This window comes from Cupriavidus metallidurans CH34, assembly GCF_000196015.1.
GTDB classification, from domain to species: domain Bacteria; phylum Pseudomonadota; class Gammaproteobacteria; order Burkholderiales; family Burkholderiaceae; genus Cupriavidus; species Cupriavidus metallidurans.
On the sequence record NC_007973.1, the window covers coordinates 3,523,381 to 3,538,425 of the forward strand.

The window sequence follows — 15,045 nt, forward strand, 5'->3', positions numbered from 1 at the left end:
GCCGGCAAAGTTGTTCTGTGGTGCGGAACGCCGCTTACTTGCCGCCAGCCTGCCATTCGGCGGGGGTCAGCGTCTTCATCGACAGCGCGTGGATCTCCGCGCGCATCCGCTCTCCCAGCGCCGCGTACACGCGCTGGTGCCGCTGGATCAGGCGTTTGCCATCGAACTCCGCGCTCACGATCGTCGCGAAGAAGTGCTGGCCGTCGCCGTCCACTTCCAGATGTTCGCAGGGCAATCCTTGGGCAATGTAATCCCTGACTTGTTCCGGTGTTGGCAGCATGTCTATCTCTGGTTGAATCCGTTAGGGCGGCACATCAGTACCGTAGCTTGTATCCGTTGCGCAGCAGCCGCAGCGCCAGCGCCGCCAGCACCACGAAGGCCACGACCACGACGGCCAGGCTCTGCAGCGGCGGCACGTCCGACACGCCAAAGAAGCCGTAGCGGAAGCCGTCGATCATGTAGAAGAACGGGTTCGCGTGGGACACAGCCTGCCAGAACGCCGGCAGCGAATGTATGGAATAGAAGACGCCGGACAGGAACGTCGCGGGCATGATCAGGAAGTTCTGAAACGCGGCCAGCTGGTCGAATTTTTCGGCCCAGATGCCGGCGATCAGGCCCAGCGTGCCGAGAATGCCCGCGCCCATCAGGCCGAACACCAGGATCCAGCCGATATGGGCGAAATGCAGGTTGGCGAACCAGGCGGTCACCAGCAGCACGCCCAGGCCGACGCAGAGCCCACGGATGATCGACGCCACCACGTAGGCGCCAAACATTTCCCAGTGCGACAGCGGCGGCAGCAGGATGAACACCAGGTTGCCCGTGATCTTTGACTGGATCAGCGACGACGAGCTGTTCGCGAACGCATTCTGCAGCACGCTCATCATTACCAGGCCCGGCACCAGGAACGCGGTATAGCTGATCTGGTCGTAGACGCGCACGCGGTCTTCCAGCACGTGACCAAAGATCAACAGGTACAGCACAGCGGTCAGGACCGGCGCGGCCACGGTCTGGAAGGACACCTTCCAGAAACGCAGCACCTCCTTGTAGAGCAACGTGCGGAAGCCGATCAGGCCACCCACGGCCATCGACTCCAGGCGCTGCTGGTCGGCAACGTCGATTTCAGCCGGGTTCTTCATGCCGCAGCCTCCATCGCGGTATTGGGCAGGGCGCCCGGCATCTGGCCTTCGCGGCGCATGATCTGGACGAACACGTCCTCGAGGTCGGCCTTGCTGATTTCCATGTCTTCGATTTCGCAACCGGCTTCCCGCAGCGCAGCAAGAATCGGCTCCACGGCTTCGTATCCGGACAGGCGCAGGCGATGCGCGCGCTCCCCCGGGTTGGACGGCGTGCGCAGCGCTTCCAGCGCCGGCGGCAGCGTGCCCCGTGACAGCGTGAGCACCAGTTGCAGCCCGGCGAACTGGGTCAGCAGGTTGCTGGTGCGGTCCAGCGCCACCACTTCCCCGAACTTGAGCATGGCGATGCGATCGCACAGCGCCTCGGCTTCTTCCAGGTAGTGGGTGGTCAGGATGATCGTGTGGCCCTCGCGGTTCAGGCGCGAGATGAACTTCCAGAGCGTCTGGCGCAGTTCCACGTCCACGCCGGCGGTCGGCTCGTCCAGCACGATCACGGGCGGCCGGTGCACCAGCGCCTGCGCCACCAGCACGCGGCGCTTCATGCCGCCCGAGAGCTGGCGCATGTTGCTGTCCGCCTTGTTCGTGAGATCGAGATTGGCCATGATCTCGTCGATCCAGTCGTCGTTGCGCGTCAGCCCGAAGTAGCCCGATTGCAGGCGCAGGGTCTCGCGCACCGTGAAGAACGGGTCGAAGACCAGTTCCTGCGGCACCACGCCCAGCATGCGGCGCGCCATGCGGTAGTCGTCCACGACGTCGTGGCCAAGCACGCTGACGCGTCCCGAATTGGCGCGGTTCAGGCCCGCGAGGATCGAGATCAGCGTGGTCTTGCCCGCGCCGTTGGGCCCGAGCAGGCCGAAAAACTCGCCGCGCTCGACGCTGAAACTGACCCCCTTGAGCGCCTGCAGATTGCGGTAGCGCTTGCGGACATCGGTAATTTCGATGGCTTTCATGGCCGAATGTCTTGTGACTGGGCCGCTTTGCGGCCGGCCTATCTTGAGTTGGGGAACGCCCTTGAGGTTAGCCGCGCAGCACCTGGGGGAATCGTGTCAGGACACTTGGGGACGACTTGGGGACGAACAACCCGGAATTATAGGGGATGCAGGGGAAACCCCGCTTTGCTCGACGCGACGCCGACCCTCGGCCGGACGCCGTGGCATCGCATGGCTACGCGCGAAAGCTGCTGGCGCGCGGCAACGGATGCCGGTTCAATGTCGGTGGTGATGGTCCGCGTGATCGGCGGCCGAAGCGAGGCCCAGCAGGCCATCGACGCCATAGAGACTGGCCAGCGACCGCAGCTGGGCGGGCACGCCACTCAATGCCAGGGTCTGCCCGCGCCGCGACGCGACACGTTGCCAGGCCAGCAGCACGGCAACGGCAGCCGAATCGACCTGCTGCAGCGCGCTGCAATCGACCGTCACTTCGCCCTGCGTCACACGCGACAGCCCGTCACGCAGCACAGTGGCGGCGTTGCGGTTGGTCAGCGAATTGCCAAGGGCGGGCATGAAAGGTCGTGGAATCAGGGAGATGGAAATGAAACGCTCCCGCTCAGCGGTTGCAGGCGGGAGCGAACGGCCATTGTAGACCAGATCGTTGCGACGTGGTGCGCCGCAACGAAATCCGGATCAGCCCTTGGCGCTGGCCAACTGGCGGTTGCGGTCCTGCAGCGTCTTGATGATGCCGTCGACACCCTGCTGGTTGGCGATCGTGTTGAAGCTGCCCTTGTAGGCCTCGGTCAGCCAGGCGCCCAGCACGTTGATGTCGTAGACCTTCCAGCCTTGCGCGGTCTTCTCGAGACGGTAGTCGAGCTGGATCGGCTCGCCCTTGTTGATCACCTGGGTGCGGATCGTGGCATCGGTGTCCTCAGGCGTGCCGCGGTACGGACGGAACTGGACCTGCTGGTCGCGAATCTGCGCGATGGCGCCCGCGTACGTGCGGATCAGCAGCGTCTTGAACTCGTCGGTGATGACCTTCTGCTGCTCGGGCGACGCCTTCGACCAGTTACGGCCCATCGCGATCTGCGTGGTCTTGGTGAAATTGGCGTTCGGCAGGATCTTCTGCTCCACCAGCGCCGAGATCTTGCCAATGTTGCCGGCCTGCATGTCCTTGTCCGCGCGCACGCTGGTCATCACGTCGTTGACCACGGACTTGACCAGGCCGTCAGGGGTAGACGTGTCCGCCGCCTGCTGGGGGTGCGCGGCACCGGCGAAGGCGAAAACGGTGAGGAAGGGAAGCAGCAGTCGCTTGATCATCGTGAATATCCTTTCGATTCTGGTCCGGCCTGGACGCTGCCGGGTACCGGAACCATTGAAACACAGGCGTTGGGCAAGCGCGGGGCGCGAAATGTTCCAAACACCACATTCAAACACTTTGTTGCAGGGCTCACAGCGTGCTCACAGGCGACACAGGCGTTGTCAGCACTGGCCTGATGGGGCAATCAACCCGCCTTCGGACTTGCTGGGGTCGTGGGCGTGGCGGGCTCCGGTGCGGATGGCTGCGCGGGCGCGCTGTTGTCGTCCTGCTTTCCGTCCGGCGCGCCACCATCCTTGTCCGGCACCTCACCGTCGTGGATCAGGTAGTTGCGCCGCTGCAGGTATGAATCGCGCAGGAACGAATAGCGGTCCAGCGCCGCCGCCTCGATCAGGCTCGACGCGCCAAGCAATTGCGCGCGCGTGTCGATCACGCGGACGGTTTGCAGGCCCAAGCCGGCATACCAGGGCGAGATATAGGTGGTCGGATCCGAGAAGCGGTCCACGATCATGCCTGCGGTATCCCGCACGCTGCTCGGCCCGAACAGCGGCAGCACCAGGTACGGCCCCGCAGGCACACCCCACACGCCCATGGTCTGGCCGAAGTCTTCCTTGTACTTCGGCAGGCCGGCCGGCGTGGCGATGTCGATCAGCCCCCCGATGCCGAGCACACTGTTGATCGCCACGCGCATCGTGTCCTCGGCCGCGCGCGACGGCTTGCCTTGCAGCAGATTATTCGCCGCGGAGTAGACGTCACTGACATTCGAGAAGAAATTGCCGACCGCAATTTGCACCGGGGTCGGCGTGTAGTCCGAATAGACCGTGGCCACCGGCTTCAGTGCATAGGTGTCGAGCTTCTCGTTGAACGTGCTGACGCCGCGGTTGAACGGCTCGAGCGGATCCGCGGGATTCGCGTTCGGGCCCGTTGCGCAACCCGCCAGGGCAAGCGCCGCCAGCGATGCAACGGCCAGGCGCTGCAAGACCATCATTTGCCGCTCCCGCCAGTACCGGGCGCTGCAGGCAGCGCTCCGGCACCCGAGCCTGACGAGGTCGATCCGCCACCAGCGCCGGCATCGGCCGCCTTGTTGTAGAGGAACTGGCCGATCAGGTTTTCAAGCACCACCGCCGACTGGGTCATCGTGATCTTGCCGCCCTGCGCCAGCATCGCCGTGTCGCCACCGGCCTCGAGGCCGATGTACTGCTCGCCGAGCAGGCCCGACGTCAGGATCTTGGCCGACGTGTCCTTCGGGAACTGGTAGCGCTTGTCGAGGTTCAGCTCGACCGTGGCCATGTAGTTCTTGTCGTCGAGGCGGATGGATGCGACGCGGCCAACCACCACGCCCGCGCTCTTGATCGGCGCGCGCGGCTTCAGTCCGCCGATGTTGTCGAACTGCGCGGTAACCGTGTAGGTCTCCTGGAACGAGAAGCTGCTCATGTTGCCGGCCTTGAGCGCCAGGAACAGCAGCGCGGCAAAGCCCAGTACCACGAACACCCCTACCCAGTAGTCGAGCGTAGTCTTCTTCATGCGATTCTCTTTCTCATGCGATCGGTGCGGCTGGCCTAGCTGAACATCAGCGCGGTCAGCAGGAAATCCAGTCCCAGCACGGCCAGCGAGGCCAGTACCACGGTACGTGTGGTGGCGCGCGATACGCCCTCCGGGGTCGGCTTGGCTTCGAAACCTTGATACAGCGCGATGAACGTCACGGTGATACCGAAAATAAAGCTCTTGATCACGCCGTTGAGCACATCCGCGCGCACATCGACGCCGTTCTGCATCTGCGACCAGAATGCGCCGGCGTCCACACCAATCAGTTGCACGCCGACCAGGTAGCCACCCAGGACACCCAGGGCGCTGAAGATCGTGGCCAGCACAGGCATGGCGATCACGCCGGCCCAGAAACGCGGTGCGATCACGCGCTGCAACGGGTTCACGGCCATCATCTCCATGGCGCTGAGTTGCTCACCGGCCTTCATCAGACCGATTTCGGCCGTCAGCGACGTGCCAGCGCGGCCGGCGAACAGCAGCGCTGCCACCACCGGCCCCAGCTCGCGCACCAGCGACAGGGCTACCAGAAGGCCCAGCGCCTGCTCCGAACCGAAGCGGTTCAGCGTGTAGTAGCCCTGCAGACCCAGCACGAATCCGACGAACAAACCCGACACCGCGATGATCACGAGCGAAAGGTTGCCGACGAAGAACACCTGGTCGGTCACCAGCCGGAAGCGGCGCAACAGCGCGGGCGAGAGCGCCAGCATCGTCAGGAACATGCGCGTGGCATGACCCAGGCCGCCGACGAACTGGCGTACCGTCGAGCCAATCGAGGTAAAGAAGCCGTTCACTTCGCGCCTCCTACGCCGAAATCATCGGCCAGTGCCGGACCGGCATAGTGGAACGGCACCGGACCGTCCACCTCGGCGTGAACGAACTGGCGCACGAATGGATCATCCGAGCCGCGCATCGCGTCGGGCGTGCCTTCCGCCGCGATACGGCCGTTGGCGATGAAATAGACGTAATCGGCGATCAGGAATGTCTCGTTCACGTCATGCGAGACGATGATCGTGGTCGCGCCGAGCGCGTCGTTGAGATTCCGGATCAGGCTTGCGGTCAGGCCGAGCGAGATCGGGTCGAGGCCGGCGAACGGCTCGTCGTACATCAGTAGCGCGGGGTCCAGCGCTATGGCGCGGGCTAGCGCCACGCGTCGCGCCATGCCGCCCGAAATCTGCGCGGGCATGAGGTCGCGTGCGCCGCGCAGCCCTACTGCGTTGAGCTTCATCAGCACCAGATCCCGGATCATCGACTCCGGCAGATCGGTGTGTTCGCGCAGCGGAAATGCAACGTTGTCGAATACCGACAAGTCAGTGAACAGCGCGCCAAACTGGAACAACATTCCCATCTGTCGCCGGACCGCATACAGGCCCTTCTGGTCCATGGCGTCGATGTCGGCACCGTTGAAAGTGACGCTGCCGCGCTGCGGGCGCACCATGCCGCCGATAAGGCGCATGACCGTGGTCTTGCCACAGCCGGAGCCACCCATGACGGCCACCACCTTCCCGCGCGGAAAGCGCATGGAAAGGCCGGAGAGGATTGGCTTGTCGCCAGCCGCGTATGCAAAATCGACATCCGCGAGTTCGACGACATTCGGGCCAGCAAATACTTGGCCAGAAGGGTTCGGCACAGTAGCGGTCACATTGTCACCGTTTTTGGACAGTCCGCCATTATAAGGGCTAGTACCTACCCAGCGCCGGTTCCAAATGGTGACCGCACTGTTCCGGAAACGATAACAATCGTTAAGAGAAGTATCTTCGCTCGGCAGAAGACATTTCAGGGATCGCCGTGTTGCCCTGTCTGACGCAGGATGGCCTGCCACTGGGTCGATTCGGAGCGGATGGCCGTGGCGAATGCCTCAGGCGAGTCCTGCATCGGCGTGAGGCCCGCGGCAAGCATCCGGGCGCGCACTTCGCGCTCTTCGGTGACGTTGTCGAGTTCATTCGCCAGCCTGGCCACGATCGCCCGCGGCGTCTTCGCCGGCACCATCACGCCATACCACGCGGCGGCGGCATAGCCTTCGATGCCCGACTCCTGCAGCGTTGGCACCTGCGGCGCAAGCGGCGAACGCGCCACACCGGTCACGGCGATCATGCGCAGCGCGCCCGAGCGAATGTGTTGCTGGATCGATACGTACGAGCAAAAGCAGGCGCTGATGCGACCGGCCAGCATTTCCTGCACCACGGCACTCTCGCCCTTGGCCGTTACCAGCGGGACCGCATTCGGGAGCCCCCGCACGGCGTACTCGGCATAGAGGTGAGATGGACTGCCGGGCTGGCCGTAGCCATAGCTGTAGGAGCCCGGATTCGAGCGTACCGCGGTGGCCCACTGCTGGGGCGTCTGCATGGGCAGGCGGCCGTCAATGACCAGGAACAGCGGCATTGTCGCCACACGGCCCACCGGCACGAAGTCTCGAATGACATCGTATGGCACAGGCTCCAGACCGGGCTGGATCAGTATGTTGGCCTGATGGAACAGCAACGTGTGGCCATCGGAGCTTGCCTTCGCCACCACATCGCCAGCCATGGTGCCCGAGGCTCCGGGACGATTGTCGACCTCGATCGGCACGCCGAGCCGAGCCGACAGCCGCTCGGCCAGCAGCCGCGCGACGGCGTCAGACACACCGCCCGCAGGAAACGGAACGATCATCCTGATAGGACGTGCCGGAAATGACACCGGACGACTCATCTCCGAACGACCGGCGCTGGGAATGCTTGCCAGCTGCGCGATGGCGGGCGGTTGCGCGAGAGCCGTCGCCGTGCTCGCGGCACAGGCAACCAGGCCCCACGATATGGCGCTCCGCGGCCCGCACCGCAGAACTGCCAGGATGGCAGCAAGTTTTGGCAACTTCGCTATACCTCGCCAAAGTCGCCTCGATTTGCGCACTTCGGACATCAATTTCCTCCGGTCCGCCACACAAGGCGACGGCTCCAAATCGGCTGAAAGGGATTCGAGGCAGTTTCTTCGTTATCGTTTCGGGCCATTGTAGAGACATGCTCCCGGCCAGCACAGACCACGTAAACGCTGTCCGGGAGGACCCCAATGTGAGCCCATTTATAATCGCTGGATGCCTGAAATCGTCCTGCGGCCATTAGCGGTCGCCGACATGCCCGCCGTGCTCGCCGTCCAGGCGCAGTGCTACGGCGACATGTTGCTCGAATCCTCCGATGCCCTCGCCAGCCGGCTGGCGCTATCCCCCGACACCTGCTGGGCAGCCGCCCTGCCAGATGGCGCGCTGGCGGCGTACCTGTTCACGCACCCCTGGCCCGAAGACGCGCTGCCGCCCCTCGATGGCGTGCTGGCGCGAGACTGGATGCCGGGGGCTGCGCTCACCTGGTTCGTGCATGACATGGCGGTGGCGCCGGTCGGCCGGGGAATGGGCCTGGCGCAACGGCTATACGCGGCGGCCCGCGATGCCGCGCTGGCGGACGGCTTGCTGTCGTCTCGCCTGATCGCCGTGCAGTCGGCGGCCGTGTGGTGGCGCAGGCTTGGGTACGCGACGATCGCCGCTGGCGAGTATGCGGAGAAGCTGGCTGACTACGGTGATGACGCCGTGTTGATGGAGCGTCGGCTTTAGAACGCCCCGCCACGACTCTCAACCCAGCCATAAACAAACCCCCCGCAAGTTCGCACTTGCGGGGGGTTTTGCTTTTGAACCCAACGCTACGGATCAGCGCGGCAGGGTCGAATGGCCCATCAGGAACGCGTCCACCGAGCGGGCAGCCTGGCGGCCTTCGCGGATGGCCCACACCACGAGCGACTGACCACGGCGCACGTCGCCAGCGGCGAACACCTTCGGCACGTTGGTGTAGTAAGCGCGATCGCCTTCGGTCGATGCCTTGGCGTTCTTGCGTGCATCCGTGTCGACACCGAACGCTTCGAGCATCGAGCCGACCGGGTTCGTGAAGCCCATGGCCAACAGCACCAGGTCGGCCTGCAGCACGAACTCGCTGCCCGGCACTTCCTGCATCTTGCCGTCCTTCCATTCGACGCGGCAGGCCTTCAGGGCCTTGACCTTGCCGTTCTCGCCAACCAGTTCCTTGGTGGCCACCGACCAGTCACGCGAGCAGCCTTCGTCGTGCGACGACGACGTGCGCAGCTTGATCGGCCAGTACGGCCACACCAGCGGCTTGTTCTCTTCTTCCGGCGGCTGCGGCAGCAGTTCGAACTGCGTCACCGAGGTTGCGCCGTGGCGGTTCGACGTGCCCACGCAGTCCGAACCCGTATCGCCACCGCCGATCACGATGACGTGCTTGCCTTCGGCACGAATCTCGTTGACGCCATCGCCCGCCACTTCCTTGTTCTGCGGGATCAGGAACTCCAGCGCGTAGTGCACGCCGGCCAGATCGCGGCCCGGCACGGGCAGGTCGCGCGGCACTTCGGCGCCACCGGCCAGTACCACGGCGTCGAACTGCTCCATCAGCGCCTGGGCCGAGATCGTCTCGCGAGCGTAGTTCTTGATGCCGGCCGGCAGCGCGCCGTCGGTCACCATCACGCCAGCGCGGAAGGTCACGCCTTCGGCCTGCATCTGCTCGATGCGGCGGTCGATCAGGGTCTTCTCCATCTTGAAGTCGGGAATGCCGTAGCGGAGCAGGCCGCCGATGCGGTCATTCTTCTCGAACACGGTCACAGCGTGGCCGGCGCGCGCCAGTTGCTGGGCGGCTGCCATGCCGGCGGGTCCCGAACCCACGACAGCGACGGTCTTGCCGGTCTTGTGCGCAGGCACCTGCGGCTGGACCCAGCCCTCTTCCCAGGCCTTGTCGATGATCGCGTGCTCGATCGACTTGATGCCAACCGGCAGCTCGTTGATGCCGAGCGTGCAGGCGGCTTCGCACGGCGCCGGGCAGATGCGGCCCGTGAACTCGGGGAAGTTGTTGGTCTGGTGCAGGACTTCGATCGCCGACTTCCAGTCCTGGCGATACACGAGGTCGTTGAAGTCCGGAATGATGTTGTTGACCGGGCAGCCGTTGTTGCAGAACGGGATACCGCAGTCCATGCAGCGCGCACCCTGAATCTTCGCCTCGCTGTCCGACAGCGCGAACACGAATTCCTTGTAGTGCTTCACGCGCTTGACTACGGGTTCGTAGCCTTCATTCTGGCGCGCAAATTCGAGAAAACCAGTCGCCTTACCCATGTTGCATCCTTGGTCTTGCTTGGCGCGAGGCGGCCGGGCCGGCCTCGCGTGGGGTCAGTATCTTGTCGGCGCCGCGAACCTGGCCGCGGCGCCATCTCGTGGGGCTACCGATCAGGCGGCCACTGCCTCGCGATCGTTGTCGCGCGCGGCCTGTTCCTTCGCGTACATCTCGCCCAGCGCGCGCTTGTACTCGGTCGGGAAGACCTTGACGAACTTGCGGCGTGCCGTGGTCCAGTCCGCCAGCAGCGCCTTGGCGCGCTCCGAACCGGTGTAGCGGAAGTGCTGCTCGATCAGGTTACGCAGGATGACTTCGTCGGCCGTCCGCTCGCCACCGAACTTGTGCCACTGCGCCTTGGGCTGGCCCTTCTCCTGGTCGGCCGAAGCCAGCACTGCCTCGAGCGCCACCATCGACGTGTTGCAGCGCTTGTCGAACAGGCCATCCTCGTCGTAGACGTAGGCCACGCCACCGGACATGCCGGCTGCGAAGTTACGTCCCGTACCACCCAGCACCACGACGGTACCGCCGGTCATGTATTCGCAACCGTGGTCGCCCGTGCCTTCCACGACAGCCGTGGCACCCGAGTTACGCACCGCGAAGCGCTCGCCGCCCACGCCGTTGAAGAAGGCTTCACCAGCGATGGCGCCGTACAGCACCGTGTTGCCGACGATGATGTTGCGGGTCGGATCGCCACGGAACTCGTGCGGAGCGCGCACGATCACGCGGCCGCCCGACAGGCCCTTGCCCACGTAGTCATTAGCGTCACCCACCAGATCCATCGTGATGCCATGTGCCAGGAACGCGGCAAACGACTGGCCGGCGGTGCCCTGGAACTGGATGTGGATCGTGTCGTCGGCCAGGCCTTCGTGGCCGTGCTGCTTGGCGATCACGCCGGACAGCATCGCGCCAACGGTACGGTTCACGTTCTTCACCGGCTGGATGAACGACACGCGTTCGCCCTTGTCGATGGCCGGACGCGCCTTGGCGATCAGCACGTGGTCGAGCGCCTTGCCGGCTTCCGCCGACAGGCCGTGATCCTGCACGTCGGTGTGGTAGCGCGGCACGTCGGCCGGGAACGGCGGCTGGTAGAAGATGCGGCCGAAGTCCAGGCCACGCGCCTTCCAGTGTTCGATACCGGCGCGCATGTCGAGCAGGTCGGCGCGGCCGATCAGTTCGTCGAACGTGCGGATACCCAGTTGCGCCATGATCTCGCGCGCTTCTTCCGCAACGAAGAAGAAGAAGTTCACAACGTGCTCGGGCTTGCCCTGGAATTTCTTGCGCAGCGCCGGATCTTGCGTGGCCACGCCCACCGGGCAGGTGTTCAGATGGCACTTGCGCATCATGATGCAGCCTTCGGCAACCAGCGGCGCGGTAGCAAAACCGAACTCGTCAGCGCCCAGCAGCGCGCCGATCACGACGTCGCGGCCGGTCTTCATCTGACCGTCGGCTTGCACGCGGATACGGTTGCGCAGGCCGTTCAGCATCAGCGTCTGCTGCGTCTCGGCCAGACCCAGTTCCCACGGCGTGCCGGCGTGCTTGATCGACGACAGCGGCGATGCGCCGGTGCCGCCGTCATGGCCGGCGATCACCACGTGATCGGCCTTGGCCTTGGCCACGCCAGCCGCCACGGTACCCACGCCCACTTCGGACACGAGCTTGACCGAGATGTCCGACACCGGGTTCACATTCTTCAGGTCGTGGATCAGCTGTGCCAGATCCTCGATCGAGTAGATGTCGTGGTGCGGCGGCGGCGAGATCAGACCCACACCCGGCACCGAGTAACGCAGCTTGCCGATGTAGTCCGAGACTTTGTGGCCGGGCAGCTGGCCGCCTTCGCCCGGCTTGGCGCCCTGGGCCATCTTGATCTGGATCTGATCGGCCGATGCCAGGTATTCGGCAGTCACGCCGAAACGGCCCGAGGCCACCTGCTTGATCTTCGAGCGCAGCGAATCGCCCGCCTTCAATTCCAGGTCGCGCTCGATCACGCCATCGCCCAGCAGGCCCTTGAGCGTGTCGCCCTGCTTGATGGGGATGCCGCGCAGTTCGTTGCGATAGCGCTTCTCGTCCTCGCCGCCTTCGCCGGTGTTCGACTTGCCGCCGATGCGGTTCATCGCCACGGCCAGCGTCGTGTGGGCTTCAGTCGAGATCGAACCCAGCGACATGGCACCGCTGGCGAAACGCTTGACGATGTCCTTGGCCGACTCCACTTCTTCCAGCGGAATGGCGCGGGCCGGATCGACCTTGAACTCGAACAGGCCACGCAGCGTCATGTGACGGCGGCTCTGGTCGTTGATGATGTTCGCGTATTCCTTGTACGTCTGGTACTGGCCCTTGCCATCGTCGGCGCGCACCGAGTGCTGCAGCTTGGCGATCGAGTCCGGGGTCCACATGTGTTCTTCACCGCGGATACGGAATGCGTATTCGCCGCCGGCTTCGAGCATGTTTTCCAGCACGGGGTTGCTGCCAAACGCGTCGCGATGCAGGCGCAGCGCTTCCTCGGCCACCTCGAAGATGCCGATGCCTTCGACGTTCGACGGCGTACCGTGGAAGTACTTCTGCACCAGTTCGCGCGACAGGCCGATGGCTTCGAAGATCTGGGCGCCCGTGTACGACATGTACGTGGAGATGCCCATCTTCGACATCACCTTGTGCAGGCCCTTGCCGATCGCCTTGACGAAGTTCTTGACAGCCTTTTCCGGCGACAGGTCACCCGACAGGCCCGAGGCCATGTCGGCCAGCGTTTCCATCGCCAGGTACGGGTGCACGGCTTCAGCGCCATAGCCGGCCAGCAGCGCGAAATGGTGCACTTCGCGGGCCGAACCGGTTTCCACGACCAGGCCGGCCGACGTGCGCAGGCCCTTCTCGACCAGGTGGTGGTGAATGGCCGACGTGGCCAGCAGCGCGGGAATGGCCACCTGGCCATCGTCCACGCGACGGTCCGTCACGATCAGGATGTTGTAGCCCGAACGCACCGCATCCACGGCTTCCGCGCACAGCGACGCCAGGCGGGCCTCGATGCCTTCCTTGCCCCACGCCACCGGGTAGCAGATGTTCAGTTCGTACGAACGGAACTTGCCGCCGGTGTAGTGCTCGATGTTGCGGATCTTGGCGATGTCCTTGAAGTCCAGCACGGGCTGGGACACTTCGAGGCGCATCGGCGGGTTGATGTTGTTCAGCTCCAGCAGATTCGGCTTCGGACCGATGAACGACACCAGCGACATCACCATGTTCTCGCGGATCGGGTCGATCGGCGGGTTGGTCACCTGCGCGAAAAGCTGCTTGAAGTAGTTGTAGAGCGTCTTGTTCTTCGACGACAGCACAGCCAGCGGCGAGTCATTGCCCATCGAGCCCGTGGCTTCCTCACCGGCCAGGGCCATCGGGGCCATCAGGAACTTGACGTCTTCCTGCGTGTAGCCGAATGCCTGCTGGCGGTCGAGCAGACGCGCCACCGGCTTCTTCTCGGCGGCTACGTCCTCGGCCTTGGCCTCGAGCTCGTCGAGCTTGATGCGCACGGCGTCGATCCAGCTCTTGTACGGCTTGGCGTTGGCCAGGTTGTCCTTGAGTTCCTTGTCGTCGATGATGCGACCCTGCTCCATGTCGATCAGGAACATCTTGCCCGGCTGCAGACGCCACTTCTGGACGATGCGCGACTCGGGGAACGGCAGCACGCCGGCTTCCGACGCCAGCACGACGAAATCGTCTTCGGTCACGTAGAAGCGGGCCGGACGCAGACCGTTACGGTCCAGCGTCGCGCCGATCTGGCGGCCGTCGGTGAAGCAGATCGCGGCCGGGCCGTCCCACGGCTCCATCATCGCGGCGTGGTACTCGTAGAAGGCACGACGGTTGTCGTCCATCAGCGTGTGTTGTTCCCAAGCTTCCGGGATCATCATCATCATCGCGTGGACGAGCGGGTAACCGGCCATTGTCAGCAGTTCGAGGCAGTTGTCGAACGATGCCGTATCCGATTGGCCCGGGTAGATCAGCGGCCAGAGCTTGGGCAGGTCATCGCCGAGCACCGGCGACGAGATCGCGCCGGTACGCGCGTTCACCCAGTTCACGTTGCCCTTCACCGTGTTGATTTCGCCGTTGTGGGCAACCATGCGGTACGGGTGGGCCAGCTCCCAGGCCGGGAACGTATTGGTCGAGAAGCGCTGGTGGACCAGAGCCAGGGCCGACACGGCGCGGGCGTCCAGCAGGTCCAGGTAGTACTCGCCCACCTGGTTGGCCAGCAGCAGGCCCTTGTACACGACGGTACGGGCCGACATCGACGGCACGAAGTATTCCTTGCCGTGCTTGAGCTTGAGCGCCTGGATGGCGTGGCTGGCGGTCTTGCGGATGACGTAGAGCTTACGTTCCAGCGCGTCCGTGGTCATGATGTCGCGGCCACGACCGATGAAGATCTGGCGGATCACCGGCTCGGTCTTGCGCACGGTCGGGGACATCGGCATGTTCGCGTCCACCGGCACATCACGCCAACCCAGCACGACCTGGCCTTCCAGGCGCACGGTGCGTTCGAGTTCCTGTTCGCAGGCCAGACGCGATGCGTGTTCCTTAGGCAGAAAGATCATGCCCACGCCATATTCGCCGGCGGGCGGCAGGGTCACGCCCTGCTTGGCCATTTCCTCGCGGTAGAACTGATCCGGGATCTGGATCAGGATACCGGCGCCATCGCCCATCAGCGCGTCGGCGCCCACGGCACCCCGGTGGTCCAGGTTCTCGAGGATCTTCAGACCCTGCGAGATGATTTCGTGGGATTTCTTGCCCTTGATGTGAGCCACCATGCCGACGCCGCAGGCATCGTGCTCGTTGGACGGGTCATACAGGCCCTGAGCCTGCGGGCGGGCGGCGAGTTCGGAGGATTGTTGCGAGTGGTCCACGGGCTGAATTCCGGTGAAGGCTGCGCAGCCAGCAAGGCAGACCGAACGGGATGGCTGTGTACGTGCTTCTTCGAGCGACGATGTCAGACAGCGGGACCGCAGCGGCGTACACGA

General features: G+C 64.4%; 13 protein-coding genes. 1 reads left to right on the forward strand and 12 read right to left on the reverse strand.

All coding sequences use genetic code 11. The annotated features are described in order from the left end of the window. Nucleotides 1-34: 34 nt before the first annotated feature. The 10 genes from RMET_RS16305 to RMET_RS16350 form a co-directional block, all read right to left on the reverse strand. Nucleotides 35-280 carry a BolA family protein gene (locus tag RMET_RS16305; RefSeq protein ID WP_011517725.1) on the reverse strand — a complete coding sequence of 82 codons (246 nt, stop codon included), beginning with the start codon at nt 278-280 and terminating at the stop codon, nt 35-37. A gap of 34 nt (nt 281-314) precedes the next feature. After that, nucleotides 315-1,136, reverse strand: a complete 822-nt coding sequence (locus RMET_RS16310; RefSeq protein WP_011517726.1) for an ABC transporter permease — start codon at nt 1,134-1,136, stop codon at nt 315-317. After that, nucleotides 1,133-2,083: an ABC transporter ATP-binding protein gene (locus tag RMET_RS16315; protein WP_008643041.1), complete on the reverse strand. Its 951-nt coding sequence runs from the start codon at nt 2,081-2,083 to the stop codon at nt 1,133-1,135. Before RMET_RS16315 ends, RMET_RS16310 begins: the two co-directional genes overlap by 4 nt. A gap of 255 nt (nt 2,084-2,338) precedes the next feature. Then, nucleotides 2,339-2,635, reverse strand: coding sequence for an STAS domain-containing protein (locus RMET_RS16320; RefSeq protein WP_008643040.1), 297 nt, complete (start codon nt 2,633-2,635; stop codon nt 2,339-2,341). A gap of 120 nt (nt 2,636-2,755) precedes the next feature. Continuing rightward, on the reverse strand, nt 2,756-3,382 hold the full coding sequence (locus tag RMET_RS16325) for an MlaC/ttg2D family ABC transporter substrate-binding protein (RefSeq protein ID WP_011517727.1): 627 nt from the start codon (nt 3,380-3,382) through the stop codon (nt 2,756-2,758). Between the two features lie 185 nt (nt 3,383-3,567). Beyond that, nucleotides 3,568-4,368, reverse strand: coding sequence for an MlaA family lipoprotein (locus RMET_RS16330; RefSeq protein WP_011517728.1), 801 nt, complete (start codon nt 4,366-4,368; stop codon nt 3,568-3,570). Then, a complete protein-coding gene (gene mlaD, locus RMET_RS16335; protein ID WP_011517729.1) occupies nt 4,365-4,904 on the reverse strand; it encodes an outer membrane lipid asymmetry maintenance protein MlaD in 540 nt (179 codons plus the stop codon). The genes RMET_RS16330 and mlaD overlap by 4 nt, the downstream gene beginning before the upstream one ends. Before the next feature lie 35 nt (nt 4,905-4,939). Continuing rightward, on the reverse strand, nt 4,940-5,716 hold the full coding sequence (gene mlaE, locus RMET_RS16340; protein ID WP_011517730.1) for a lipid asymmetry maintenance ABC transporter permease subunit MlaE: 777 nt from the start codon (nt 5,714-5,716) through the stop codon (nt 4,940-4,942). Next, complete coding sequence (locus RMET_RS16345; RefSeq protein WP_011517731.1) at nt 5,713-6,564, reverse strand: ABC transporter ATP-binding protein; 852 nt, start codon at nt 6,562-6,564, stop codon at nt 5,713-5,715. Before RMET_RS16345 ends, mlaE begins: the two co-directional genes overlap by 4 nt. A gap of 134 nt (nt 6,565-6,698) precedes the next feature. Next, nucleotides 6,699-7,817, reverse strand: coding sequence for a tripartite tricarboxylate transporter substrate binding protein (locus RMET_RS16350; RefSeq protein ID WP_011517732.1), 1,119 nt, complete (start codon nt 7,815-7,817; stop codon nt 6,699-6,701). Nucleotides 7,818-7,989: 172 nt separating this feature from the next. Between RMET_RS16350 and RMET_RS16355 the strand changes: the two genes are divergently transcribed. Beyond that, nucleotides 7,990-8,499 carry a GNAT family N-acetyltransferase gene (locus tag RMET_RS16355; RefSeq protein ID WP_011517733.1) on the forward strand — a complete coding sequence of 170 codons (510 nt, stop codon included), beginning with the start codon at nt 7,990-7,992 and terminating at the stop codon, nt 8,497-8,499. Nucleotides 8,500-8,592: 93 nt separating this feature from the next. On the opposite strand, the gene RMET_RS16360 is transcribed toward RMET_RS16355, so the two are convergent. Both RMET_RS16360 and RMET_RS16365 read right to left on the reverse strand, forming a co-directional pair. Then, nucleotides 8,593-10,056: a glutamate synthase subunit beta gene (locus tag RMET_RS16360; RefSeq protein ID WP_011517734.1), complete on the reverse strand. Its 1,464-nt coding sequence runs from the start codon at nt 10,054-10,056 to the stop codon at nt 8,593-8,595. A 111-nt stretch (nt 10,057-10,167) separates the two neighbouring features. Continuing rightward, a complete protein-coding gene (locus tag RMET_RS16365; protein WP_224446166.1) occupies nt 10,168-14,835 on the reverse strand; it encodes a glutamate synthase-related protein in 4,668 nt (1,555 codons plus the stop codon). Nucleotides 14,836-15,045 lie beyond the last annotated feature (210 nt).

What these genes read in the sequence shown, in the direction of transcription:
- RMET_RS16305 (WP_011517725.1), bottom strand. Translation starts at nt 280, where the DNA reads ATGCTGCCAACACCGGAACAAGTCAGGGATTACATTGCCCAAGGATTG.
- RMET_RS16310 (WP_011517726.1), bottom strand. Translation starts at nt 1,136, where the DNA reads ATGAAGAACCCGGCTGAAATCGACGTTGCCGACCAGCAGCGCCTGGAG.
- RMET_RS16315 (WP_008643041.1), bottom strand. Translation starts at nt 2,083, where the DNA reads ATGAAAGCCATCGAAATTACCGATGTCCGCAAGCGCTACCGCAATCTG.
- RMET_RS16320 (WP_008643040.1), bottom strand. Translation starts at nt 2,635, where the DNA reads ATGCCCGCCCTTGGCAATTCGCTGACCAACCGCAACGCCGCCACTGTG.
- RMET_RS16325 (WP_011517727.1), bottom strand. Translation starts at nt 3,382, where the DNA reads ATGATCAAGCGACTGCTGCTTCCCTTCCTCACCGTTTTCGCCTTCGCC.
- RMET_RS16330 (WP_011517728.1), bottom strand. Translation starts at nt 4,368, where the DNA reads ATGATGGTCTTGCAGCGCCTGGCCGTTGCATCGCTGGCGGCGCTTGCC.
- mlaD (WP_011517729.1), bottom strand. Translation starts at nt 4,904, where the DNA reads ATGAAGAAGACTACGCTCGACTACTGGGTAGGGGTGTTCGTGGTACTG.
- RMET_RS16350 (WP_011517732.1), bottom strand. Translation starts at nt 7,817, where the DNA reads ATGTCCGAAGTGCGCAAATCGAGGCGACTTTGGCGAGGTATAGCGAAG.
- RMET_RS16355 (WP_011517733.1), top strand. Translation starts at nt 7,990, where the DNA reads ATGCCTGAAATCGTCCTGCGGCCATTAGCGGTCGCCGACATGCCCGCC.
- RMET_RS16360 (WP_011517734.1), bottom strand. Translation starts at nt 10,056, where the DNA reads ATGGGTAAGGCGACTGGTTTTCTCGAATTTGCGCGCCAGAATGAAGGC.
- RMET_RS16365 (WP_224446166.1), bottom strand. Translation starts at nt 14,835, where the DNA reads ATGGTGGCTCACATCAAGGGCAAGAAATCCCACGAAATCATCTCGCAG.